Annotated in this window: 22 protein-coding genes and 1 pseudogene; 10 read left to right on the top strand and 13 right to left on the bottom strand. The window is 66.1% G+C overall.

The window, feature by feature from the left end; translation table 11 throughout:
- The 7 genes from AC1MDG_RS09945 to AC1MDG_RS09915 form a co-directional block, all read right to left on the bottom strand.
- Positions 1–321 carry a 2Fe-2S iron-sulfur cluster-binding protein gene (locus AC1MDG_RS09945; RefSeq protein WP_479808820.1) on the bottom strand — a complete coding sequence of 107 codons (321 nt, stop codon included), beginning with the start codon at positions 319–321 and terminating at the stop codon, positions 1–3.
- 47 nt (positions 322–368) lie between these two features.
- A complete protein-coding gene (locus AC1MDG_RS09940; protein WP_479808819.1) occupies positions 369–1,154 on the bottom strand; it encodes an SDR family NAD(P)-dependent oxidoreductase in 786 nt (261 codons plus the stop codon).
- Entirely contained in the window at positions 1,147–3,033 is a 1,887-nt protein-coding gene (locus AC1MDG_RS09935; RefSeq protein WP_479808817.1) for a PEP-utilizing enzyme, read from the bottom strand. Before AC1MDG_RS09935 ends, AC1MDG_RS09940 begins: the two co-directional genes overlap by 8 nt.
- A 63-nt stretch (positions 3,034–3,096) precedes the next feature.
- Positions 3,097–4,176 (bottom strand): PEP/pyruvate-binding domain-containing protein, encoded by a 1,080-nt coding sequence (locus AC1MDG_RS09930; RefSeq protein WP_479808815.1) that lies wholly within the window; start codon positions 4,174–4,176, stop codon positions 3,097–3,099.
- A gap of 4 nt (positions 4,177–4,180) precedes the next feature.
- Positions 4,181–5,458 carry a cytochrome P450 gene (locus tag AC1MDG_RS09925; RefSeq protein WP_479808813.1) on the bottom strand — a complete coding sequence of 426 codons (1,278 nt, stop codon included), beginning with the start codon at positions 5,456–5,458 and terminating at the stop codon, positions 4,181–4,183.
- A 153-nt stretch (positions 5,459–5,611) separates the two neighbouring features.
- Positions 5,612–6,406 (bottom strand): IclR family transcriptional regulator, encoded by a 795-nt coding sequence (locus tag AC1MDG_RS09920; protein ID WP_479808811.1) that lies wholly within the window; start codon positions 6,404–6,406, stop codon positions 5,612–5,614.
- A 164-nt stretch (positions 6,407–6,570) separates the two neighbouring features.
- Positions 6,571–7,155: an adenylate kinase gene (locus AC1MDG_RS09915; RefSeq protein WP_479809067.1), complete on the bottom strand. Its 585-nt coding sequence runs from the start codon at positions 7,153–7,155 to the stop codon at positions 6,571–6,573.
- Positions 7,156–7,385: 230 nt separating this feature from the next.
- Here AC1MDG_RS09915 and AC1MDG_RS09910 point away from each other — a divergent pair, with 230 nt between their 5' ends.
- Positions 7,386–7,859 carry a GNAT family N-acetyltransferase gene (locus AC1MDG_RS09910; RefSeq protein WP_479808809.1) on the top strand — a complete coding sequence of 158 codons (474 nt, stop codon included), beginning with the start codon at positions 7,386–7,388 and terminating at the stop codon, positions 7,857–7,859.
- Positions 7,860–7,967: 108 nt separating this feature from the next.
- On the opposite strand, the gene AC1MDG_RS09905 is transcribed toward AC1MDG_RS09910, so the two are convergent.
- Positions 7,968–9,311 (bottom strand): MFS transporter, encoded by a 1,344-nt coding sequence (locus tag AC1MDG_RS09905; protein WP_043481237.1) that lies wholly within the window; start codon positions 9,309–9,311, stop codon positions 7,968–7,970.
- Between the two features lie 258 nt (positions 9,312–9,569).
- On the opposite strand from AC1MDG_RS09905, the gene AC1MDG_RS09900 reads away from it, so the two are divergent.
- The 4 genes from AC1MDG_RS09900 (at position 9,570) to AC1MDG_RS09885 (ending at position 12,693) form a co-directional block, all read left to right on the top strand.
- Positions 9,570–10,151 carry a PadR family transcriptional regulator gene (locus AC1MDG_RS09900; protein ID WP_479808808.1) on the top strand — a complete coding sequence of 194 codons (582 nt, stop codon included), beginning with the start codon at positions 9,570–9,572 and terminating at the stop codon, positions 10,149–10,151.
- Positions 10,152–10,229: 78 nt separating this feature from the next.
- The gene (locus AC1MDG_RS09895) at positions 10,230–11,327 is read left to right on the top strand and encodes an aromatic ring-hydroxylating oxygenase subunit alpha (RefSeq protein ID WP_479808807.1); all 1,098 of its coding nucleotides are present in this window, start codon (positions 10,230–10,232) and stop codon (positions 11,325–11,327) included.
- Between the two features lie 44 nt (positions 11,328–11,371).
- Positions 11,372–12,376: a PDR/VanB family oxidoreductase gene (locus AC1MDG_RS09890; RefSeq protein ID WP_479808805.1), complete on the top strand. Its 1,005-nt coding sequence runs from the start codon at positions 11,372–11,374 to the stop codon at positions 12,374–12,376.
- 122 nt (positions 12,377–12,498) lie between these two features.
- Complete coding sequence (locus AC1MDG_RS09885) at positions 12,499–12,693, top strand: TetR-like C-terminal domain-containing protein (RefSeq protein WP_479808803.1); 195 nt, start codon at positions 12,499–12,501, stop codon at positions 12,691–12,693.
- Here AC1MDG_RS09885 and AC1MDG_RS09880 read toward each other — a convergent pair.
- Together AC1MDG_RS09880 and AC1MDG_RS09875 are read right to left on the bottom strand one after the other, a co-directional pair.
- On the bottom strand, positions 12,688–14,688 hold the full coding sequence (locus AC1MDG_RS09880; protein WP_479808802.1) for a vWA domain-containing protein: 2,001 nt from the start codon (positions 14,686–14,688) through the stop codon (positions 12,688–12,690). The genes AC1MDG_RS09885 and AC1MDG_RS09880 overlap by 6 nt on opposite strands.
- A 27-nt stretch (positions 14,689–14,715) precedes the next feature.
- Positions 14,716–16,104 carry a sigma 54-interacting transcriptional regulator gene (locus tag AC1MDG_RS09875; protein WP_479808801.1) on the bottom strand — a complete coding sequence of 463 codons (1,389 nt, stop codon included), beginning with the start codon at positions 16,102–16,104 and terminating at the stop codon, positions 14,716–14,718.
- 141 nt (positions 16,105–16,245) lie between these two features.
- Between AC1MDG_RS09875 and AC1MDG_RS09870 the strand changes: the two genes are divergently transcribed.
- The 4 genes and pseudogenes from AC1MDG_RS09870 to arfB all read left to right on the top strand — a co-directional run bounded on the left by AC1MDG_RS09870 (position 16,246) and on the right by arfB (position 19,496).
- The gene (locus AC1MDG_RS09870; RefSeq protein ID WP_479808800.1) at positions 16,246–16,911 is read left to right on the top strand and encodes an MSMEG_4193 family putative phosphomutase; all 666 of its coding nucleotides are present in this window, start codon (positions 16,246–16,248) and stop codon (positions 16,909–16,911) included.
- Positions 16,912–16,924: 13 nt separating this feature from the next.
- Positions 16,925–17,625: pseudogene (locus AC1MDG_RS09865) on the top strand (SCO1664 family protein).
- A gap of 348 nt (positions 17,626–17,973) precedes the next feature.
- Entirely contained in the window at positions 17,974–18,972 is a 999-nt protein-coding gene (locus tag AC1MDG_RS09860; protein WP_479808798.1) for a cytochrome P450, read from the top strand.
- A 101-nt stretch (positions 18,973–19,073) separates the two neighbouring features.
- On the top strand, positions 19,074–19,496 hold the full coding sequence (gene arfB, locus AC1MDG_RS09855; protein ID WP_479808797.1) for an alternative ribosome rescue aminoacyl-tRNA hydrolase ArfB: 423 nt from the start codon (positions 19,074–19,076) through the stop codon (positions 19,494–19,496).
- A 5-nt stretch (positions 19,497–19,501) separates the two neighbouring features.
- Here arfB and AC1MDG_RS09850 read toward each other — a convergent pair whose 3' ends face one another.
- Together AC1MDG_RS09850 and AC1MDG_RS09845 are read right to left on the bottom strand one after the other, a co-directional pair.
- Positions 19,502–20,020 carry a TspO/MBR family protein gene (locus tag AC1MDG_RS09850; protein ID WP_043481178.1) on the bottom strand — a complete coding sequence of 173 codons (519 nt, stop codon included), beginning with the start codon at positions 20,018–20,020 and terminating at the stop codon, positions 19,502–19,504.
- The gene (locus tag AC1MDG_RS09845; protein WP_479808795.1) at positions 20,017–20,433 is read right to left on the bottom strand and encodes a hypothetical protein; all 417 of its coding nucleotides are present in this window, start codon (positions 20,431–20,433) and stop codon (positions 20,017–20,019) included. The genes AC1MDG_RS09850 and AC1MDG_RS09845 overlap by 4 nt, the downstream gene beginning before the upstream one ends.
- 494 nt (positions 20,434–20,927) lie before the next feature.
- On the opposite strand from AC1MDG_RS09845, the gene AC1MDG_RS09840 reads away from it, so the two are divergent.
- Positions 20,928–21,716 (top strand): alpha/beta fold hydrolase, encoded by a 789-nt coding sequence (locus AC1MDG_RS09840; RefSeq protein WP_479808793.1) that lies wholly within the window; start codon positions 20,928–20,930, stop codon positions 21,714–21,716.
- Between the two features lie 66 nt (positions 21,717–21,782).
- On the opposite strand, the gene ppsA is transcribed toward AC1MDG_RS09840, so the two are convergent.
- Positions 21,783–24,200 carry a phosphoenolpyruvate synthase gene (gene ppsA / locus AC1MDG_RS09835; RefSeq protein WP_479808792.1) on the bottom strand — a complete coding sequence of 806 codons (2,418 nt, stop codon included), beginning with the start codon at positions 24,198–24,200 and terminating at the stop codon, positions 21,783–21,785.
- Positions 24,201–24,240: the final 40 nt, after the last annotated feature.

The raw sequence follows: 24,240 nt of genomic DNA, 5'->3' as shown, positions 1-24,240 counted from the left end.
CTACACCTGGGTTTCGGGAGTGGTGACGAACAGGTCGAGCTCGTCGGTCAGGCGGAGCTGGCAGGACAGCCGCGAGTTGTCCTCGCGGTCCACGGCGGTGCCGTAGAGCATCTCGTCCTCCATGTCCTCCATCGGCGGGAGCTGTGAGAGGCAGTCCTCGCGGACAAAGACGTGGCAGGTGGCGCAGGACAACGATCCGCCGCATTCGGCCACGATGCCGGGCACGCCGTTGCGCACCGCGGTTTCCATGACGGAGTCGCCGGGATTGCCCTGGACGTCGCGGACGGCGCCGTCGGCGTCGGTGAAGTGAACCGTTGGCATTGGTCCTCCTTGGGGTTGAAGTCGAAAAGTTGGCAGGTAGGGCAGAGTCAGATGAACTGGCGGCCGCCGTCGACCACCATGGTCTGGCCGGTGTAGTAGGAACTGTCCGGCCCGGCCAGGAAGAGCGCCGCGCCCACAATGTCCTCCGGCTGGCTGGCCCGCTTGATGGCGCCGCGGTCCACGCCGTAGTTTTCGGCGTTCTCCATCAGCCCGTAGCTGGCCTCGGTGAGGGTGAAGCCGGGGGCGATCGCGTTGACGGTAATCCCCCGCCGGCCCAGTTCCTTGGCCATCACCCGGGTCAGGGCCACCACGCCGCCCTTGGAGGCGACGTAGTGCATCCACTGCTCCGAGCCGCTGAAGATCGTGGCACTGGAGAGGTTGATGACGCGCCCGCCCTCGCGCAGGTACGGACTGGCGGCGCGGGTGACGAGCCAGGGGCCCTTGAGGTTCACGTTCATCACCAGGTCCCATTCGGCCGGGTCGATGTCCTCAAACGGGCTGCGGGTCACCCCCGCGTACACAGCCGCGTTATTTAGCACGACGTCGATGCTCCCGTTTCCGAAGTCCGCGCAGCTTTTCGCAAGGGCCTCGGTGGAGTCCACGCTGGTGACGTCCGCGTGGAAGGCGGCCGCCTCGGCCCCGGTGTCCAGGACCAGCTTGGCCGTTTCCTCCGCTCCGTCGAGGTTCACGTCCGCCACCGCCACGCGGTAGCCGCGGCGGCCGAAGCCGAGCGCGAACGCCCGGCCCAGGCCGCCGGCGGCACCGGTGATCAGGACGGTGCGGGCAGGCTGCCCTGCCGCATCTTCCATGGCGGGGATGGTCGCGTCAGACATGGCTGTGGCTGTGCGCCCCGGGGCCGGCGACAAGCAACTCCGGATCCCCGGCATCGGGAATCAGCGCGTCGAGGATCTGGACCGTGCCCTTGGTGCCGTCCACACGCAGCCGCTGGCCGGTCTTGATCGTGGTGGACGCCGAGCCGGTGCCGGTCACAGCCGGGAGGCCGTACTCGCGGCAGACGATCGCTGCGTGGCTCATCATGCCGCCGATGTCCGTGACCGTGGCTTTGATCTTTCCGAAGATCGGGCCCCAGGACGGCGCCGTGACCGTGGCGACCAGGATTTCGCCCTGCTGCACCTCGGAGAGCTGGTCCGCGTCGGTGACAACGCGTGCCAGGCCTTCGACGACGCCGGGCGAGGCTGCCATGCCGCGCAGGCCGCCGCCTTCCACCGCTTCGCCGGCGCCCAGCCACTGCTGGACCTGTTCGGTGGTGATGCCCCAGAGCATCCGGGTGAAGGGTTCGGTGATGATTTCCGGCGGCGTGTTCAGCGCCGGGGCCGGGCGGGCGGTCTTGAGCGCATCCACGATCCCGCGGCGGCGTTCAATCTCCTCCGGCCAGTAGTCCGGGCCGATCGGCTTGGCGCCGACGCCCCAGCCGGTGACCAGGTCGAAGAGCGCGTCACGGACCTCGTTGCGGCCCAGGTAGAGCAGGTCGTCCGGTTCGGTCCAGAATCCCTCCGCCTGCATCATGCGGCTGAGTTCCCGGATCTTGCGCCAGAAGACGCCCATGGTCCAGTGCTCGATGTAGAAGTTGTGGTTCTCCACATACGGGTAGGCGGTGGCGGCGAGTCCGCGCTTGGCGTCAAAGAGCGCCTGGTTTTCGCCTTCCAGCAGGTCCCGGTATTCCTCGATGATGCGGTCGCGTTCGATGATCAGGGCCTCGACGGGACGCATGATTTCCTGGCCCTCGTCCACGCGCCGGATGTAGTCCGCTATGTAGCCCAGCGGGATTTCCTGGTGCTCGTTCCAGTACTTGTCGTGCCCGTAGAAGCCGTTGCCCACGGTGAAGTTGAACCACGGGTCCTTGGCGGCCTCGTACTGGGCGGTCCAGCGGTCCCCGCCCGGAGCGGCGGCGATGGCACTCAAGGTGGCGTCGACGTCGTCCGTGTTGCTGAAATGCGGCTGCAGCCGCAGTTCGACGGCGAGTTTGGCGAGCTGCTTGAGTTCGTCATCCGGGCGGAAGAGCTCCATATCCACGCCCTGCACCATGGTGGCGATGGACTGGTCCGGGATGTTGGGGAAGACCTGTTTGCAGAAGTTGAAGAAGTCCAGGTAGGCGATGTAGCCCAGGTTGAGGAACTCGAAGTGGTACTGCCAGTTCTGGTAGGCCAGCTGGATCAGCCGGTCGTAGCTTTCCAGCAGCTTCTCGGAGCCGTCCTTGCCCTTGCCGGAGAGGATGTCCTCCATCGGGACCATGTCCGGAAGCTTGGGGAAGGAGATGGTTTCCATCTCATCGATGGTGCCCTTGACCTTGACGTGCCACTGCTTGAGCAGCTGGTCCCAGTTCTGGAAGTAGTGGCCCACGCGCTGTTCGAACAGCGGCACGCGGGCGGCGATCTGGTCTTCAGGCACCGGAATGGGCGACATGTAGAGGTAGCCCAGGTGGACGCGGAACTCAATGCCGTTGGCGTTGGGGATCATCAGGTGCCGGGCGTTGTACTGGCCCAGGCACTTGACCGCGAACTCGCCGCCGATGGTCTCGAAGGGCTTGAACACCGTGGGCCAGTGCTGGCTGTCGCAGAACCAGAACTTGGCGTCCTCCTGTTCCTTGAGCTTGTCCTGGAAGACCAGGTAATACGGGTAGATCTTTTCCCAGCCCTCGGCACCGGCGGGGACCGCAAGCTCGGAGGGTTTGGGGAAGGACTTCAGGGACATGGCGGTCCTTTCAATACGGGCTCGGCGTTGAGCCCCTGGTGGGAGGGCGGAATAGCAGGGGTGCTAGATGGACGGCTTGAGCGTGCCGGCACTGAATCCGCTGAAGTAGCCGCCGGAAACCACCGGCTGCGGAGCGGTGTGGGTGGATGCCTTGGACGAGTGCACGGTTTCCGGGCGGGACTGCAGCAGGAGCAGGTTTTCGCCGTCGGGCAGGTCCGCATCGAGGGCCCATTCGATGTCCTGCGGGCACTTGTAGTGCTTCTCCGCGCGCTTGGCCATCTGCGCAACCGAGGTGAGTTCGGCGTCGCTGAGGCTCCGGCGGCCGCGGCGTTCGGCGTCGACTTCCCGTTCCACCAGGCGGCCGGCGGCGGCGTCCGGGACGAGTTCGGCGTGCTTGTCGCCGAGATGTTCGGTGATGACGGCCAGGGTGACCTTGTCCAGCTTGATGTTGTCCGGCGTGACCTGGCCGGAGACCACCATCTCCCCCACCCCGTAGGAGGAGTCGATGGTGATCTTGGAGCGGTCGCCGTTGGTGGGATCCATGGTGATGGCGACGCCGGAGACGCGGGCGTTGACCATCTTCTGCACCACGACCGCCATGGAGAGGCCCTCGTTGGGGATGTTGTTCTTGAGCCGGTAGATGATGGCACGGGAGGTGAAGAGCGAGGCCCAGCACTGCCGGATGTGCTCGGTGACGGCCTTCACGCCCTCGAGCCAGAGGTAGGTGTCCTGCTGGCCGGCGAAGGAGGCGTCCGGAAGGTCCTCCGCGGTGGCACTGGAACGGACGGCTACCGGGACCGGCGCCTCGAAGCGGGACATCAGGGCCTCGTAGGCGCCTACCGTGAACTCGCGCATCGCTTGCGGCACGGGGCGTGAGCGGATGTCCTCACGGATGGCGGCGGAGACCTTGTCCACCTGGGACATGTCCTCGGGGTCCAGTCCGGCCAGGAGCTCATGGATGTCCCGGGTGATGCCGGCTTCCGCCATAAAGGCGTCGAACTGGGCCGTGGTCACCACGAAGCCGGGCGGGACGGGCATGCCGGCGGAGGTCATGGTGACCAGCGAGGCGCCCTTGCCGCCGAGGTTCTCGAGCTTGGGTTCAATGCCGCCGTCGAAGAACTGGACGTAGTCGTTGCTTTGCATGTTTTCAGGCCTTCCAGCTGACGGGGACGGTCTCGGGGACGCGGAAGGAAAGGTTTTCGCGGAAGGTGATGGCTTCCGGCTCCTCCAGCTGCAGCTCCGGGGCGAGCCGCGCCACTTCCTCGAGGGCAATCTTGGCCTGGAGCTTGGCGAGCATGTTGCCCAGGCAGTAGTGGATGCCGAACCCGAAGGAGAGGTGCTCGCGGGCGTTGGGGCGGGTGATGTCGAAGTCCTCGCCGGCGTCGAACTTATTCTCGTCGCGGTTGGCTGAGCCCATCAGGAGCAGCAGCTGCGCGCCTTCTTCGACGGCGACGCCGCCCACTTCGGTGTCTTTGAGGGCCTTGCGGCGCCAGCCGACGATCGAGCCGGCATAGCGGAGCACCTCGTCGATGGCGGCGGGGATCTTCTTGGGGTCGTCCACGAGCTGCCGCCACTGCCCGGGGCGGGCCAGGAGTTCGCGGAGGGCGTTGGAGATCAGCGTCGTGGTGGTCTCATGGCCGGCGAAGAGCAGGCTGTAAAGGACCGAGGCGATCTCGTGGTCGGATATCTCGGCGCCTTCCTGCTGTGACTTCACCAGGTCCGCGGTGAGGTTGTCGCCGCCTTCCTCGTGGGCCACCTTGACCAGGCGGAGGCATTCCTGCCAGTACTCCACGAGGTTGTGGGCGTGCGGGATCTGTTCCTCGTCGCTGAGGTCCCCCCAGGTCATCGCGGCGCGGGAGTCGCTCCAGCGCTTGAAGGTGTCCACCTGGGAGACGTCCGCGCCAATGAGGGTGAGGATGGTGATCGTGGGCACGTCGTAGGCGAGGTCCTTGACCATGTCGCCGCGGTGTTCCGGGCGGGCCAGCATCTTTTCGAGCAGTTCAACGACGTTCTGCCGGATGAACGGTTCCAGTGCCTTGTAGCGGCGGGGAGTGAAGGCCTTTTGGACCACGGCGCGGATGCGGGTGTGCTCCGGCGGGCGCCGGGCGGACAGGCCCGAGTAGGCCGTGAATCCACCGTCTTCCATGATCTTCTTCGCGGCAGCGCCGCGTTCGCGGACGGGGGCCTGGGCGTTTTCGCTGGAGAAGGTCTCCCAGTCCTCGAAGACGGCCTTGATGTCGTCATAGCGGGAGACGACGTAAAGGCCCACCCGCTCGTCGAACATGACGGGCTGTTCGGCCCGGAGTTCGGCGTAGGCCGGGAAGGGATCCTTCATTTGGAACGGCTCGTAGCCGTGGTGCCCTGCGGGTGCTTCGGCGCCGTGTCCAAAGGGACAGCGGCCGGCCGTTTCCGTCGAGGGTGACATCTAAGCTCCTTGGTTTTCGGTCCCGCCGGCAGCGCCAGTGCATGCCGGGGTTCTTATTCACCAGTGTGGCCCCCATCACCCATTCACGGCCGGACTTCTTCCACTGAGCGGAAGCCAGTTATTTTGCGGGCCCGCCGGGGCGGGAAACGCGGCTCAGTCGGTAAGCGCGGCGTGGCTCCCCAGCAGTGTTTCCAGCGGAATCCGGGCTGTGGCGCGCTCAATCTGGGCGGCGATTCCCCGCAGGACAGGAAGGTGCCGGGTCATCGTCGCGGCCTGGTCGGCGGGCAGCACAAGGCCGATCGACGCTCCGATCCTGCCGGTATGGAAGACCGGGACGGCAATCGAGCAGGATCCCAGCCGGACTTCCTCCAAGGTGGTGGCGTAGCCCTGCTCGTGGATCCGGGTCAGCTCTGCGGCCAGCTGCTTGGGGTCCACGTGGGTGTGCGCGGTGTGCCGCTCCAGCTGCCGGTTCAGGTAGGCGTCACGGACCCAGTCCTCCTCGAAGGCGAGGATGACCTTTCCGACGGCGGTCGCGTGCATGGGAAGCCGGCCGCCCACCCGACCGGCGCGGGGCACGCGCCTGGAGCCGTAGACCCGGTCGATGTAGAGCACCTCGTGGCCGGCCCGGACCGCCAAGTGCGCGGTTTCGCCCGTGAGTGAAAACAGGTCCTGGACGAAGGGCCGGGCCGCGTCGCGGAGCTGCCTGCCGGTGTTCTGGGCGAGCTCCCAGAGCCGGATGCCCAGCTGGTAGCGGCCGTTGGGTTCGCGGGAGAGGAGTCCCCAGTCGGTGAGCTCGTTGACCAGGCGGTGGGCGGTGCTCAGCGGCAGCCCCGTTCTTTCGGCGATGTCGGTCAGGCTGAGGGCACCCCGGGACTTTTCGAAGGCTTCCAGGATGGAGAGGACCTTCGAGGTCACGGTCCTGCCCGGTTCGCGGCTGCCTCCGGCCATGGTGCTCCTTATCCGGTACTTGCCCATTGCTTTGCATAGTGCGGGCCGCCTCCCGGCAGTCCGATCAGAGTCTAGTCCGCGTCCGGGGCACAACAGGCCGGGGACGCAAAAGGCGGGAGGACGACGGCGGTGCCACCCGCCGTCGTCCTCCCGCCCTTGCTGTTCTACTGTCCGCGGACCGGCACCCTGACCAGGTCATCGATGCTGGCCAGAATTCTGTCGGTGACCTCCCCGACGCCGCCGATCCCGTCCACCCGGGAGAGGATCCCGCGGCCGGCATACTGGGCCACCACCGCCTCCGTCTGCTGGTGGTACAGGTCCAGCCGGTGGCGGATGACGCTTTCGTTGTCGTCGCTCCGGCCCGTTTCCTTGGCCCGCCCCAGCAGCCGGGAGACCAGTTCCTCGTCGTCCGCGGTCAGCTGGAGGACCACGCCGAGTTTCTGGTCGCCGGCCGCGAGGATTCCGTCGAGGTACTGCACCTGCGCCACGGTGCGCGGGTAGCCGTCCAGCAGGAAGCCCTCTTTGGCGTCGTCCTGGCTGAGGCGGTTCCGCACCATTTCATTCGTGACGCTGTCCGGCACGAAGTCTCCGTTATCCATGTACTTCCGGGCTTCGACGCCCAGCGGTGTCCCGCCCTTGACGTTGGCGCGGAAGATGTCTCCGGTGGAAATCGCCACTACGCCGAGGCGTCCTGAGATCCGTTCCGCCTGGGTTCCCTTGCCGGAACCGGGCGGACCAATAATCAGCATTCTCGTCATTCAATATTCCTTTGCTGGTTATATGGACGTCTTCGTCCTGGCCCGATGCTACTGATCCGGGGGTTGCGGCCGGGCTGCATCGGTGCCTGACAGCAGAGTACGACGGCGGAGGATCCCCGCCGTCGTCCCCTGGCCCTTTGTGCTGCTACCGGTAGTGCTGGTGCAGTGAGCGGCGGCGTCCACGTGGCGTATGACGTGGCGCGGCCGGTAAATTGAGGGCGATGATTCACATTGACCGCGACGACCCCGCGCGCCCGGATGTCCACCAACTCCTGAGCGAACACCTGGCCGACATGTTCGCCACCTCGCCGGCCGACAGTGTGCATGCACTGGATCATTCAGCGTTGTCCGGCCCCTCAATCACGTTCTGGACCGCCCGCGAGGAAGGCGCGCTCCTCGGGTGCGGCGCGCTCAAACTCCTCGATTCCCCGCCCGGTCCAGCGAAGCACGGCGAAATCAAGTCCATGCGCACCACGGCAGGCGCACGGGGGCGCGGCGTGGCCACCCTGATGCTCAGGCATATCGTGGACGAAGCCCGAAGCAGGCACTACGGGCGCCTTTACCTTGAGACGGGAACAGAAGATTATTTCGCTCCCGCACGGCGCCTGTACGCCCGCAACGGATTCGCCGAATGCCCGCCCTTTGCCGACTACGCCCTGGATCCGAACAGCGTTTTCATGGAACTGCACCTCTGAACAGGCAGGTGGCAACCGAATGTGGCCGCGGGCCGCTCATGGCCACCTCTTCGCGAGGCGCTCCGCCGAACACGGTGCGCACAGCAATCGGTGCCACGCCCAGACCTGTCAGACCGGGACGTCAGCTTCCTCCTCCATGCTGTGGTCAGCGCCGCTCTCTTGCCGCGCCGGACGCATCGCCGCGACGGCGCCTGCTGCCACGAGAACCACAGCACCTACACCCATGTAGAGCATGGACGCCGTCCAGTGTGCGTCCAGCAAGGCGCCGGTGATAAGCGGGGCCACGATGGCGCCGACACGGCCGATGCCGATTGCCCAGCCGACGCCGGTACTGCGGACGGACGCGCCGTACAGGGCCGGGGTGATGGTGTACATGCCGGCAATGCAGCCGTTGATCAGCATGCCCACGACGCCGCCCGCGACGAACGCCAGGGCAAGGATGCCGGCGGTGGAAATGAAGACCACCATGGTGGCCGCCGAGAGCACGGCGAAGGCGATCATCACTTTGCGGCTGTTCCAGCGGACGGTCAGCAGTCCGTAGAGCAGGGAGCCGAAGGTGCCGCCAAGGGTGAGCATGAGGCCGCCGATGACGCCCTGGCTTTCGGTCATGCCGGCGGTGACAAGGAGCCGCGGCGTCCAGCTATTCACGAAGTAGAACCCGAACATGGTGGCGAAGAAGGCCAGCCAGACGAGCCATGTGGAACGGCGGTTGCCGGCTGTGAACAGTTCGGAGAGCTTGTTCCTGCGCTGCGCAACTGCGGCGGGGGCGGGGATCTCCGCCACTTCAGGCTGTCCGATCTTGCGGGCAATCTTGTTGAGGCGGTCAAGGACGTTTCGGGGACGGCGGCTGGTCAGGAAGTCCACCGACTCCGGCAGCAGGAACGCGAGCAGGGCCAGGACGACGCCGGTGCAGATGCCGCCAAAGACGAAGACCGAGCGCCAGCCGAAGTTTGCCTGCAAGGAAACCGCGGCGGCACCGCCCAGCGTCGCGCCAATGCCGTAGCCGGCCGTGTAGATGCTGATGGCGAGTCCGCGCCACCGCTTGGAGGAGTACTCGCTGGCAATCACGTTGGTGCAGGCCAGGATGCCGCCGATCCCCAGGCCCGTGACGACGCGCCAGATTCCCAGCTCCATTGCAGAGTGCGCCAGGGAGGCGAGCAGCATGCCGGCTGTTGCGAGACCCACGGAAACCAGGACCATCGGCCGCCGGCCGATGACGTCGGCGAAGGGAGCCAGGCCCAGGGATCCGATGGCCATGCCGACCAGACCGGAACTGAGCAGGACCCCCAGCTCGGCACCACTGAGGCCGAACTCGCGGGTCACACTGTTGGCCGTGAAGGCCATGGCCAGGACGTCGAAGCCGTCGAGGGCGTTGAGAATGATGCACAGTCCGACGATCAGCCATTGGTACGGGGACATGCGGGACGCGTCGATGCGTTCTTGGAGTTGCATGGAACTACTTTCTGGAGGCCGCGGACAGTCCGGGCGGGTATACAAAGTTGTGTGCCGAGGGGCATAGTCCGCCACTCGGGGCCGCCGCCGAACTTCGTCAGCGAAGGCCGGCTGCCGGACAACTATCTATACTGATAGCTAGATGTGGCGTAAGACACAGCCTAACTATGAACATAGTTAGTTGACAAGAGCGCTACGGAAGTCGGGCTCCCCGCCGCGCTGCGGCGGGCGGGCCCTCACGGAGAGGATCGGTGGCATATGAGCCTGCGCTACGCACTGCTGGCACTGCTGACGTCCCAGCCCCTGACGGGCTATGACGTTTTGAAGCATTTCGAACAATCGGTCGGATACGTGTGGCATGCACCCGACTCGCAGATCTATCCCGAGCTCCGCCGGATGGAAAAAGATGGACTGCTGCGAGGAGTCGAGGAGACCTGGGGGAAGAAAGGCAAGAAGAAGCGGTACCACATCACGCCGGAGGGCATTGAGGCATTTCGGGCCTGGATCAACACCACCCTCGACTACACCCGCGAGCGGGATCCGATCCACCTCAAGGCGGCGTACCTGGAGTGGGCCGAGCCTGACGCCGCGCGGGCGCAGATGCAGGCCCACATCACCTACCACTCATCCCGCGCGCAGCAGTGGCAGGAGATGATTGCCGCCCTGAAGGACAGGAGCAATCCCATCCTGGCGGCCCGCCTCGAGACGGCCCCGGACGCCGACAGGGCCAAGATTGCCGGCTACAAGATCTTCACCTACGAAGGGATGATCGAACGCGCCAAAGCTGAGATTGAGTGGGCACGGCGGGGCCTCGAGCTGATCGACAAACTCGAGTCTTGACCTTGCCACTATCTATCAACATAGTTATGCTGTGATCCAGACCACTAACTATGTAGATAGATATATCGAAGGAATGACATGACCGCGATGATGCAGTCCGTAAGTTCGACAACCAACAAAGTGCTCGGGTACCCGCTCAATGCCTGGTACGTGGCCGCCTGGGACCATGAGGTGACCCGCAAACCGATGTCCCGGCGGATCGCGGACCGGCCGCTCGCCCTCTACCGCACGGAAGACGGCAAGGCGGTTGCGCTGGCGGATGCCTGCTGGCACCGGCTGGCTCCACTCTCCATGGGCAAGACGCTTGCAAAGGATGAGATCCAGTGCCCGTATCACGGGATTGTCTACAACTCCGCCGGCCGCTGCGTCTCCATGCCGGCGCAGGAAACCATCAACCCGAGCGCCACGGTGCCGTCCTTCCCGGTGATCGAACGGTACCGATATATCTGGGTCTGGCTGGGCGATCCGACCCAGGCCGACCCCGCCCTCGTCCCGGACATGCACCAGATGAGCTCGGATGAGTGGGCAGGCGACGGCGAGACCATCTTTGCCCCGTGCAACTACCAGCTGGTGCTGGACAACCTGATGGACCTCACCCACGAGGAATTCGTCCATTCTTCCTCGATCGGGCAGGACGAACTGAGCGAGTCCGATTTCAAGGTGACCCAGGACGGCAACACCGTCACCGTGTCCCGCTGGATGCTCGACATCGACGCGCCGCCGTTCTGGCTCAAGAACATGCGCGACAAGTTCCCGGGTTTCGAGGGCAAGGTGGACCGCTGGCAGATCATCACGTTCCAGTCGCCGTCGACCATCAACATCGACGTCGGTGTCGCGAAGGCCGGCACGGGGGCGCCGGAAGGCGACCGCAGCCAGGGCGTGAACGGCTTCGTCATGAACACCATCTCCCCCGAAACCGCCAAGACCTGCCACTACTTCTGGGCTTTCATGCGCAACTACCGGCTGGACAGCCAGTTGATCACCACCCAGCTTCGCAACGGCGTCAACGGCGTCTTCGGCGAGGACGAGGCGATGCTTAAGGCGCAGCAGGAGGCGATTGACGCGAACCCGGACTACGAGTTCTACAACCTCAATATCGATGCCGGCGGGATGTGGGTCCGAAGGCTGATCGAGCGCCAACTTGCCGCAGAGGGCCGGCTCATACTCACCGTCTAACCGACCCAGACCCGTCCAGCCCAGCGAGAAGTAAGAAGATAGTCATGGCAGCAACGAACATTGAAGTTTGGCAGACCGGAACAGTCGTCGAAGCCGAGGCCATCACCGCCGAAACCCGGCGACTGGTCCTGTCCCAGTCACAACCAAAGAAGGCGGAGCCGGGCTCGCACATCGACGTCATGGTCACGATCGACGGAGAACTCCATAAGCGTTCCTACTCCGTGGTGGATTCCAGCGAGGACGGCCTGCGCGTGGCCATCAGCGTCTTCCGGGCACCGCAGTCCCGGGGCGGATCGGTCTTCATGCAGGGGCTAGAGGTCGGGGACCAGCTCGAAATCACCCAGCCACTGCAGAACTTCCCGCTCCGGGTGGGCGCCCGGCGCTACGTGCTCCTGGCCGGAGGCATCGGCATCACCGCGATGGTCCACATGGCCCGGGTACTGCGCAACATCAAGGCGGACTACACCCTTGTGTACGCCGGCCGCAGCCGGGCCGCCATGGCCTACCTGCCCCAGCTGGAAACGCTCCACGGCGACGCGCTGCGGGTGCACGTGGATGACGAGGGCACGGCGCTGAAGGTCGATGAGTTGCTGGCAGCGGTGGATCCGCACACTGAGCTCTACATGTGCGGACCCATCCGGCTGATGGACGCGGTGAAACGCGGCTGGGACGCGCGCGGGCTGAGCGTCCCCAACCTGAGGTACGAGACCTTCGGCAACAGCGGGTGGTTCGACCCGGAGGAATTTGTCGTCCGCGTGCCGCGGCTGGGCGTGGAGACGACAGTCGGGCCCGCCCAGTCGATGCTGGAAGCCCTCGAGGGCACGGGAGTGGACATGATGTTCGATTGCCGCAAGGGCGAATGCGGACTCTGCGAAGTGCGGCTGCTGGGGCTGCAGGGCACGGTGGACCACCGGGACGTGTTCTACAGCGAGCGTCAGCAGCACGCCGCGGCGAAGATGTGCTGCTGCGTCTCGCGGGCAGTGAGCTCTGAGACCGGCGCCCGGGCGGACGCAGCCGGGGAACGCGCCGTCGTCACCATAGACGTCTAAACGACCAGGCCTGCGCGCGGCCCGGCGTTCACGGGAGGCCTGCAGGGACCGGCCAGGGTGCCCAGGATGGGCCGCCGGAAGCACTTGCGCGCGCCTATCCCGAGCGGGTGGTGAACCGCCGGGTGACCGACGTACGCCGCCTCGTGGAGCGGGGAGTCTCGAGGGGCGACCTGCGGGCGGACCTTGACGCCGAGATGCTGACGGACCTCCTCTTGGGGCCGATCTACTACCGGTTCTTCCTGAGCGGAGCGCCGCTGGACGAAGGCTTCGGGACCCGCCTCGTCAACACGTTGTTTTCACGCAGCCCCGGTCTATGACGCCCAGTCGGCGTCGTCGTAGGGGCGGCCACGGAAATGGGCCCGGAGGTACTCCCCCACAACGGCGGCGCCCAAGTCCCCCGCCTCGGGCGCAACCACCCGGCCGTCGATTCGGCGGGCCATGCGCTGGACGAACCGCTCGAGCCCCGGGTCATCGCCCAGACGGAAAAACGTGGCTTGCGTGCCTGCACGGCCAAGACGGTCGAGCTCTGCGATCGTGACACGGATGGTCTCCGGGTCCGGCGGGTAGTCGAACCATGAGTCTCCCTCCGGCAGCAGGTGCGCGGTGGGTTCACCGTCGGTGACCACCAGGAGGACGGGCTGCATCGACGGATGCTGGCGGAAGAACCGGCCGGCCAGCAGCAAACCGTGATGCAGATTGGTGCCCTGCTCCCGCAGGGCCGGAAGGGCCGTCAGCTCGCCGATGTCCATGGATCGGGCGTACCGGCCGAACGCGATCAGCTGCAGCCGGTCCCCGCGGAACCGCGTTGAGACGAGATGGTGCAAGGCGAGTGCGGTGCGTTTCATCGGCACCCACCGCCCCTCCGCGGCCATCGAAAACGATACGTCGACGAGCAGCGCGACGGCGGCCTGGGTGCGCGCCTCCGTCTCCGTCACCTCGATGTCGCCCACCCCGAGACGCACTCCACGGCTCGGGTCACCGCCGTCGGCCATCGTACGGCGGATCGCGTTCGTCATGGTTCGCGTGACGTCCCAGGCACCGGCATCCCCGAACTCCCATTCACGGCTGGAGCCGGTCTGCTCACCGGCTGCCCCGGCGACGCGCGTATCCCGGCGCCCCTGCCGGCCCGACAGCTGCCTGGCGGTGTCCCGCAGCAGTGACTTGCCGAGCCGTCGCATGGCCTGCGGTGACAACCGGAGGTCGCCGTCGGCGCCGCGCCGCAGGTAGCCGCCGTCCTGCATCGCCCGCTCGATGTCCGCGAGGGTGCGGGCCGTCACGGCGGCATTCTGCCCGAGTTGGCGGGCGAGGGCATCCAGGTCCAGGTCGTCGAGTCGTGACCCGTTGTAGGACTGCGAGAGCTGTTCGGCGAGGTCGTCGAGTTCAGCGATGTCCTGGAGCACGCCGGTGCCGTCGCCCAGCCCGAGTCCTTCCTCCCCCTCGAAGCGTTCGGAGCCTGTCCAGTCCTCCCCCGGGCGCAGCGCCCGCAGGCTGGCATCGAGCTCATCGAGCTGCGCCATGAGTTCGGGAGACCCGAACGCCTGCGCCGACAGCCGTATCAGCTCATCGCGCTGCTCCGGCGACATGGATTGCAGGAGCCGCTGGGCCGCGGCCGCGCGCCGGGCGAGGGCGTCCACCAGCTCCTCGACCGACTGAGGATTCTCCGGAAAGTGGTGGCCGTGACGTGACATGAACTCCTGAAAATCAGCGTCGGTGTCTTCGCCGCGGCGGTGCTTGCCGAGCAGCTCGTTGAGGTCGCGCAGCATCCCGCTCACAGCAGCCCGGTCCTCATCAGTGGCGTTCTCGAGTGCTTGCTTCATTCCTGCGAACCGCTGCTCCAGCACCTCCCGGCCCAGAAGATCCTTGATCCGGTCGTAGGCCTCACGGGCGGTACTCGACTGCCAGTCATAGGAGGCGAGTTCGTTGACCGCTGCCGCCGTTGAACGGGGCAGGTTCTGCAGCTGCATCTCCCTGAAGGCGCGGTCGGTGTTGTCCATCATGGCATCGCGGGCGAGCTGTTTGCGTTCCTCGAGCACCGCGGTATCCAGCAGTTTTTGGACCTCACTGAGGGTGCCGTCCAACCGGTGGCGGCTCAAGAGCTCATTCCGGCGCTGTTGAACGCGGCCGGCGAGGTCGTCGAGGCCTTCACGGTTGCGGCCGCCGCGCCGCAGGTATTCCTGCAGTGCGCGCCGGGGTGAGTAGCCCGCCATGACGTCCTCGGCGATCGCGTCGAGCGCCTCCGCCAGGTCCACCGGCGGGGCGAGCGGATCAGGTCCTCCCCTGTACCGGCCGTACCTGGAGTTGTGCACACCCATGATGCCGCCTATCCCTAGCCCTGGTTCCTAGCCGTAGATCGTCTCTTCGTCGTCGGACTCCTTCGAGATCCGCCGCGCGAGGAAAAGGCCCTCCAGTGCGAGTTCGATTGCGGCGGCGCGCTGGCCGTCGTTTTTGGCGTTCAGGCGCCCGCTGATCTCGTCGTAGAGGGGTGCCCCGTCCAGTGAGGGGAGGTTCTCGAGGAACTCCCGCGCCGTGACATGATCTCCGGTGGTTACGGTCCGGTGGCCGTCCAGCGCCGCCACGAGCGGGCCCAGGTCGATACCTTGGTAATGCGCCCGAACGGCTTCGGCAGTGGCCGTGCGGAGGAGGTGGTCGAGCACGGCTTGTTCACGCCCTTCCTCCCCTGATTCGAACTCAATTTTTCCCGTCAGGACCTCCACCGCAGTCTCCAAATCGATGATCCGGGCAACTGCCTCGTCCTCCCCGCGGACGCTGGCCCGCCGCAGCGCCGCGGCGGCGACGGTTTCTGCGCCCGCAATGGCGAAACGCGCCGAAACGCCGGACGTCTGGTTGATGGCCGGAGACTGCCGCAGCGCGCGGGTATAGCGTGCCAGGATCTCAAGGATCACGGGCGGGACGTCTGCCACCAGCCGCCCCTCCTGCCGGATGACGGACACCTCGTCCTCCAGCTCAATCGGGTAGTGGGTCCGGATCTCGGCACCGAAGCGGTCCTTCAGGGGCGTGATGATCCGGCCGCGGTTAGTGTAGTCCTCCGGATTGGCGGACGCGACGACGAGCACGTCGAGCGGCAGCCGAAGCACGTAGCCGCGGATCTGGATGTCGCGCTCTTCCATCACGTTGAGCATCGCAACCTGGATCCGCTCGGCGAGGTCGGGCAGTTCGTTAATCGCGATGATCCCGCGGTTGGAACGCGGGATCAGGCCGTAGTGGATGGTTTCCGGGTCGCCCAGCCGGCGGCCTTCAGCCACCCGCATCGGGTCGACGTCTCCGATGAGGTCTGCGACGGACGTGTCCGGGGTGGCGAGCTTCTCGACGTAGCGTTCCGAACGGTGCCGCCACGACACACGCAGCCGGTCCCCTTCGGTGATGACACGGGCGCGGGAGTGTTCCGTGATCGGTTCGAACGGGTGTTCGTTCAGTTCCGATCCCTCGATCACAGGGGACCACTCGTCGAGCAGTCCCACCAGGGTGCGGAGGAGCCGTGTCTTTCCCTGGCCCCGTTCGCCCAGCAGGACCACATCGTGGCCGGCGATCAGGGCCCGCTCGAGCTGGGGAATAACGGTCCGGCTGAAACCGTACAGCCCGGGCCACGGATCACGGCCGGCGGCGAGCGCGGCGAGCAGGTTGCCGCGGATCTCGTGGCGCAGATCCTTCAGGACATGGCCTGCAGCACGCAATTCACCAACGGTGAAAATATCGGGACGATCACTCACCCCTCTACCGTAGTCCTCGAACCTGCGGCGAATCGAGGGAATTGCCCAAAGATTCCCGCGCACGTGCCCCCGGTAAGAGAACCGTCCGTCTGCCCCCGGCCGGGCTTGCGAAGCACGTGGGAGCGGCGAACGTTAAGCTGGATGGTGATGACTGCAGCAACGCCGTCGGCACCAGCGACACCGCAGAACACCCTCCTCCTTCTGGTACGCCACGGGGAGACGCCCACCACGGGCATGGTGCTGCCCGGCCGCACCCCGGGACTGCACCTGTCCGAACGCGGGCAGGCCCAGGCAGAACGGGTCGCGGACCGGCTCGCGGGCCTTGCCGTGGACGTCATCTACTCCTCGCCGCTGGAGCGCGCCCGCGAGACTGCAGAGCCCACGGCGGCCCGCACCGGACTCGCAGTGAACCAGGACGCCGGCCTGCTCGAGTGCGACTTCGGCGACTGGACCGGTGCCGCGCTCGCCGAGCTGGCGGGTCTGCCGGAGTGGCAAACCGTGCAGCGGACTCCGTCGGCCTTCCGCTTCCCGAACGGCGAAAGCTTCGCGGAGATGCAAGCCCGGATCGTGGGGGCGCTGGAGGTGCTGCGCGCCGCTCACGCCGGGGGCGTCGTCGTCTGCTTCTCCCACGCCGACCCCATCAAAGCCGCCGTCGCCCACGCCCTGGGCACGCAGTTGGACCACTTCCAGCGGATCGTCATCAACCCGGGGTCCGTTTCGGCCATCTCCTATGCGGAGGGCATGTCCCCCGCAGTGCTGACGGTGAACTCGACCCTGGAGCCCTTGAGCGGACTGAGGGCATCGTGACATGGGACTGCCGGTGTCCGGGCGGGAGCTGACTCTGCTCACGGAGGGTGCCGTCGAGCTGCTGGGACGGATCCCGCGCGGCAGCAACGCGACCTTCCTGGCCCAGGTCTCGTGCGGGCACGACTCCGCCTGGGCGGTCTACAAGCCGGAGGCCGGGGAACGGCCGCTTGTCGATTTCGAGCCCGGGCTCTACCGCCGCGAACGCGCGGCGTACCTGCTCAGTGAGCACCTGCAGTGGGGAATCGTGCCGCCCACCGTGATCCGCGAAGACTCTCCCCTGGGGATCGGGTCGCTCCAGTGGTTCGTCGAGGGTGACTTCCGGGAGCACTATTTCACCCTCTACGCGGACTCGCCCCAGATCCATCACATCCTGCTGCAGATCGCCTTGTTCGATTGCGTCGCCAACAACACCGACCGCAAGAGCGGTCATGTCCTGCGCGGCCACGACGGACGGTTGTGGGGCATCGACCACGGGCTGTGCTTCTCGGCCGACTTCAAACTCCGCACCGTGATCTGGGACTTCGCAGGTGCCCCCATCCCCGCTGCACTGCTTAAGGACATCGCACCACTCGCGGAGGACGTGCCGCCAGAGGTTGCCGAGCTCCTCGACCACGCGGAGGCCACTGCTCTGCGGCGCCGGGTCCAACGGTTGCTCCGCGAAGGCGTGCTTCCGGTTGACCCACCGGCATGCGTTACCCGTGGCCGCTCGTGTAAGTGACGTCGCCTTCGAGCCACCGACCGACCCCGCCCGATAGCCGGCGGGCATGAAAGGACCTGATGACCACTGTCGTGCGGGGCCGACGTCGGATAAACTCGGGTCCCCGGTCCATCAACCCGACGTCCCGACGGTTCGTCCATTCCGCTAGACCGCCGGGCTGAGCAGAGAGGCCAGCCATGGACTTCGCCGCGGCCAACGATCACCCGCTGGATCCTTTTCCCCATTACGCGAGAATGAGGGAAGCCGCCCCCGTCTTTCACGATGAGCAATCGGGCAGCTGGCATGTGTTCCGGTACGACGACGTGCAACGGGTGCTGTCAGAACATGCAAGTTTTTCTTCACGGATGGGCGGCGACGATCCCTCCGAGACAGGCCAGCTGTTCGCCTCGAGCCTGATCACCACTGACCCGCCGCGGCACCGGCAATTGCGCTCCCTGGTGACCCAGGCGTTCACGCCGAAAGCCGTGGACGCACTTGCTCCCCGCATCTCCGAACTGACGGAAGAGCTGCTGGACGGGTTCGCTTCCCGCGGCGGGGCCGACCTGATCGAGGAGCTGGCGTACCCGTTGCCTGTCATCGTGATCTCGGAACTCATGGGTATACCCGCGGGTGACCGGAACCGCTTCAAACAGTGGTCCGATGTGATCGTCAGCCAAACGCGCACCAGTGCGACGACGGAAGACCACCAGGCCACTAACCGGGAAATGACCGGATACTTCCTGGACCTCATCGAACAGCGACGGAGTCGGCCCGGCGATGATCTGATCAGCAACCTGCTCGCCGCCGAGATCGACGGGCGGAAACTAAACGTGGCCGAGCTGCTGGGCTTCTGCGCCCTGCTGCTGGTGGCCGGCAACGAAACAACCACGAACCTGATAGGCAACGCGGTACTTTGCTTTACCGAGGTGCCCGGCACCATGGAGCGGTTAGTGACGGAACCATCACTGCTCCCCCAGGCTATCGAAGAAGTGCTCCGCTTTCGGTCCCCCGTCCAGTCCATGTACCGGGTGACCGTCGCCGACACCACCCTGGGCGACGTTCAAATTCCGGCCGGCGTACCCGTAGTGGCGTGGATCGGCTCCGCAAACCGCGACGAGCGGCAGTTCCAGCGCCCTGCCGAGTTCGACATCGACCGGGGCCAGACCCGGCATCTGGCATTCGGCCACGGCATTCACTTCTGCCTCGGGGCACCGCTCGCAAGACTCGAAGCCAAGATTGCGCTGGAAGCCATCCTGTCCCGGCTGCCGGGACTGACCCTCGCTTCGGGAGCGCACCTTGAACGGATGGACAGCACTATCGTCTACGGGTTGAAGACGCTCCCTACCAGCTGGCAGGCAACCTGACTGCGGGCCGGCATGCCCCCCTCACCCACTAGGACGCCCCTACTTTAGCGTGCGAGGGGCCGGGCTCTTCGATTGCGCCCATGTTGTGCAACGCTGGTTGCATGGACCTGGAGGTGTCGCCCGCGCTCACGATTCCCGCCTCCGAGCTCGGCTGGCGGTTCTCGCGTTCGTCCGGGCCCGGCGGTCAGCACGTCAACACCTCGGACAGCCGCGTCGAACTCTTCTGGAACGTCGGCGGGTCCGCGGCGCTTTCGGACAGCCAACGGCTGATGCTGCTCACGCGCCTCGAAAGACGCCTGATCTCCGGGGTCATCACCGTGACCGCCTCCGAGCAGCGCTCACAGCTGCGCAATCGCGAGATCGCCCTGGCGAAGCTCTCCGGCCTGGTGGCGGAGGCCCTTGCTCCCGAAGCTGCCCCCCGGCGCCCAACAAAACCCACCCGGGGCTCAAACCGCCGGCGCCTCGCAGCCAAGCAACAGCGGGCGGCCACAAAACAGCAGCGAAAGCGGCCGTACGCCGATTAGGCCGGCTACGGCTGCCGGCCGTCCATTCCGGGGTTGAGCCTCGCGACTGCCGCCGACAAAGCGGTGGCGAAGCCGCACCAGAGCGCATAAGGGGCCAGCGCCACGCCGGCGCTGCGGTTCAGGCGGTACGTACGCCGCACGAGGTCTGCGCTGCTCGCAGCCAGCACTGCGGCCTCCAGCGCGGCCAGCCACGGCCGGCGGGCACGCCAGAAGAGCCAGCTCCACGTCGCGTTGAGAACCAGGTTCGCGGCCAGGGCGCCGCGGTAGGCGCGTGCCTCCCGCCGCTGCCTGCCCGGTCGGCCGGCACTCTCGGGCACCCTTTGACTGTCGAGGGCGACGGCGGAACTCACGGCAAGGTCCGCGTAAAGGGCCGTCCACACGACGGGAAAGGCAAGGGCGGGCGGCTGCCAGTCCGGCTTCCGCAGCCGCTGATACCAGCGGCTATCAGGATCTGTCGCCACCGCCCCGGCCGCTGCGGTGGCTGCGGTCGCGGCTGCCGTCCACGCTACTGTCAAGAGTTTCATCGTTGGCCCTCCTGGACGTGGGCCCGGATGGCGCCGATCACCGGCGCCGACCCCTGCATGCGGTACACATCTATGGGTCTGGAGCCGAGCTGCACATTGGGGCTGCACATCCAGAGCATGGCCTGGGCCGGCGTGAAGGCACCATGGAGGTGCCCGACGAGGGCGTCCAGGTCCGCAAGCTGAAGCCGGCCGGCCGCGTCCGGCGCGTCCTGGCCCGATGCCCAACGATCCAAGAGTTCGATACTGACGCCCAGCAGGGGTGCCGCGGCTTCAGAGCCCAGCGAATTTATGAGCCTTTCGGCTATTGCCCTCGGGCTATAGCCGGGGGCGTCCCTCAACTCTGAGAGGCTGGCGAAAACCGTGGTGGCAGACAATGCCGGTTCTTCGGCGCTGGTTTCCTGCATCTGTTCCATGACGCAATGCTATGGATTGACGGCCCCCCGGAGTAGGGCCACAGGGCCTCCTGGGCACTGGTCACCAGGCGGTGCGGGTCACCTGCGCACCGCTATAGCGGCGGCCACAATTCGCGATCATACCCACGAAGGCCGCCATTGCCTGCGGCTGTCCCGGCAACGCCCGGATCCGTGGACGGAAGGTCCCTGTCCTTCGCCTCCGGTGCTGCCGCAGCTGGCTTTCCGGTGCCAAGTCCCGGCCCTCCTGCCGCCTCTGAATCCCTGGCCATAGTCATCCCCTAAATCATTCGGCTGACGACAGACCGGCTCGAATATGTGCCGCCATCTGCCTCAGCTGACACTAGCCGCAGGGAAATCAACCCGGACAGGGTATTTGGACCCTGCGTTTACCGCGATGCGTCGCTCTCAACGCGAGCACTCGCCCAGTGACGGTGTACGAGAGCCACGACCCGCTCTACACTGTCCGGATGGAATGCACGGTGAGTGGAGTGCCTGTGCACTTCGCCGAGAACGGCAGCGGCACTCCGGTTGTCGCTCTCCACGGGGCTGGTGTCGACCATCGCGAGATCGCTGGCGCCCTTGAACCGATATTCTGCAACGTTTCCGGCTTTCGGCGACTCTATCCGGACCTGCCGGGAATGGGCCGCACCCCCGCGCCCGAGGCGGTTGCCAGCAACGATGACGTGCTGGACACTCTGCACGGCCTCATCGACAGCGTTATTGGCGATGAACCGTTTCTTGTCATCGGTCATTCGTACGGCGGGTACTTAGCCCGTGCCATTGCCGATGAGAGATCCGATCAGGCCATCGGGCTGGGGCTCATCTGCCCGGTTGGCGCGAAGACGCGTGACGTGCCCACGCACGAGGTCCTTGCTTCGGAGGTCGATATGCCGGGCGATGTGGGACCGGATCTTGAGGCCAGTTACCGTAGCTACTTCGTTGTGCAGACGGCGGAAACCCTGCGTCGGTTCCGGGAGTACACGGCTCCCGGGATGTCACTTGTTGACGAGCCGGGCCTCGGGCGAATCTTTTCGCACTGGGAGCTACGGGATCCGCAGGAAAGCGCGAAAGCTTATCCCCATCCAGTGTTGATCCTTGCCGGACGCCAGGATGCCACCGCCGGGCACGCGGGCCCGTGGGACCTGGTCAGGCACTACCCTCGCGCCAGCTTTGCGGTGATCGACCGTGCCGGCCACGCTTTGATGCACGAGCAGCCCGGCATCCTGCAAGCCCTCGTTGCCGAATGGCTGATGCGCGTGCGTGAGCACTCCGCCCGCCAGTAAGACGACTGTTAAGGAAATGCCCGCCCGGGGGTTTCCCCGGGCGGGCATTTCCTTCGTTGGTAAGAGTCAGATCGCCTCTGCGCCGACTGCGGCACCGACGTCCAGGCCGCCTGCCGCACCCGCCAACCGGAGCCAGGTATCCACCACGGTGTCGGGGTTCAAGGAGACGGAATCGATGCCTTCCTCGACCAGCCACTGGGCGAAGTCCGCGTGGTCGCTGGGCCCCTGGCCGCAGATGCCGACATACTTGCCGCGCGCCCTGCAGGCCTTGATGGCCATGCTCAGGAGCTTCTTGACGGCGGGGTCGCGTTCGTCGAAGCCGCCCGAGACAATCGCGGAGTCCCGGTCCAGGCCCAGGGCCAGCTGGGTCATGTCATTGGAGCCGATGGAGAATCCGTCGAAGTAGTCCAGGAATTCGTCAGCGAGCAGCGCGTTGGACGGAATCTCACACATCATGATGACCTCGAGTCCGTTCTCGCCGCGGCGCAGGCCGTTCTCCGCCAGCAGCTCGATGACGCCGCGGGCCTCGTCCAGGGTCCGCACAAACGGGATCATGAGCTTGACGTTGGTCAGCCCCATCTCGTTGCGGACGAAGGACAGGGCCTCGCACTCGAGGTCGAAGCAGTCCCGGAAGGATGGCTCCAGGTAGCGTGAGGCGCCGCGGAAGCCGAGCATGGGGTTTTCTTCGTGGGGCTCGTAGGCGGGCCCGCCAATGAGGTTGGCGTACTCGTTGGACTTGAAGTCGGACATACGCACAATCACCGGTTGCGGAGCGAACGCCGCGGCAATGGTGGCCACCCCTTCGGCCAGGCGCTTGATGTAGTAATCGCGCGGGCTGTCGTACGCGGCAATCCGTTCCCGGATGACCGCGGCCACGTCCGCCGGCTGGCTGTCCAGGTTCAGGAGAGCCTTGGGGTGGATGCCGATCTGGCGGTTGATGATGAATTCCAGCCGGGCCAGGCCAACGCCGTGGTTGGGCAGCTGGGCGAAGGTGAAGGCCTGCTCGGGGGTGCCGACGTTCATCATGACCTTGACCGGGGCCTCGGGCAGCTGGGTGATCTCGGTGTCCTCGACGCTGAAGTCCAGGAGGCCTTCGTAGATAACGCCGGTTTCACCGTCGGCGCAGGAGACGGTCACCTCGAGTCCGTCGGAGAGCACGTCGGTGGCGGCACCGGTGCCGACGACGGCGGGGATCCCCAGTTCGCGGGCGATGATGGCCGCGTGGCAGGTGCGTCCGCCGCGGTTGGTGACGATCGCGGAGGCACGCTTCATGATCGGTTCCCAGTCCGGGTCGGTCATGTCGGCGACGAGGACGTCGCCGGTCTTGAAGGCCGCCATCTGGTCGATTGCGGTGAGGATGCGGACGGTGCCGGCGCCGATACGCTGGCCGATGGCGCGGCCTTCGACCAGAACCCTGCCGGTCCCGTTGAGCCGGAAACGGCTCAGGCTGCCGGAGGCGCGGCGGGACTGCACGGTCTCGGGGCGCGCCTGGAGGATGTACAGGCCGCCGTCGATCCCGTCCTTGCCCCATTCGATGTCCATCGGGCGGCCGTAGTGGTTCTCGATGGCGACCGCGTGGCGGGCGAGCTGCTCGACGTCGTCGTCCGTAAGGCTGAAGCGGTTCCGCAACGAAGCCTCAACCGGAACGAAGTCAATGGTGTGGCCCACTTCGCGGTTGCTCGTGTAGGTCATCTGGAGCGCTTTCTCGCCCAGTCCGCGCTTGAGGATCGCGGGGCGGCCGGCCTGCAGGGCGGGCTTGTAGACGTAGAACTCGTCGGGGTTCACCGCGCCCTGGACGACGGCCTCTCCGAGGCCGTAGGAGGACGTGACGAACACGGCGTCCTGGAACCCGGACTCCGTGTCCATCGTGAACATGACCCCGGAGGCGCCGACGTCGGAGCGCACCATCCGCTGGATGCCCGCTGAGAGGGCCACTTCGGCGTGTTCGAACTTGTGGTGCACGCGGTAGGCGATGGCGCGGTCGTTGTAGAGGGACGCGAACACGTCCTTGATGGCAAGCAGGATGTTGTCGATGCCGCGCACGTTGAGGAAGGTTTCCTGCTGACCGGCGAAAGAGGCGTCGGGGAGGTCTTCGGCCGTTGCGCTGGAACGGACGGCCCAGGAGAGGTCCTCGGATCCCCCGTGCTTGTCCACCAGTTGCTGGTAGGAGCTCCGGATCTGCGCTTCGAAGTCCGGCAGGAACGGCGTCTCGCGCATGAGGGTCCGGATTGCCTGGCCGGCTGAGGCGAGGGCCGTCACGTCGTCGGTGTCCAGGCCCACCAGCCGGTCGGCGATCTTCTGGTCCAGGCCGGAGTCGGCGAGGAAGGTGCGGTAAGCGTCGGCCGTGGTGGCGAAGCCGTCCGGGACCTGGACGCCGGCAGAGGTCAGGTTCTGCACCATCTCACCGAGGGAGGCGTTTTTTCCGCCCACCCGGTCCAGGTCCTTGAGTCCGAGTTCTGAGAACCACAGGATGTCTGTCGTCATAGTTGCTGCTCCTTTGCAGATGATGGCATGCAGATGCGCC

Source organism: Arthrobacter sp. AIWTK1 (assembly GCF_056680535.1).
The sequence above is the reverse complement of the archived record's forward strand: the minus strand, read 5'-3'. Positions and strand labels throughout refer to the sequence as shown.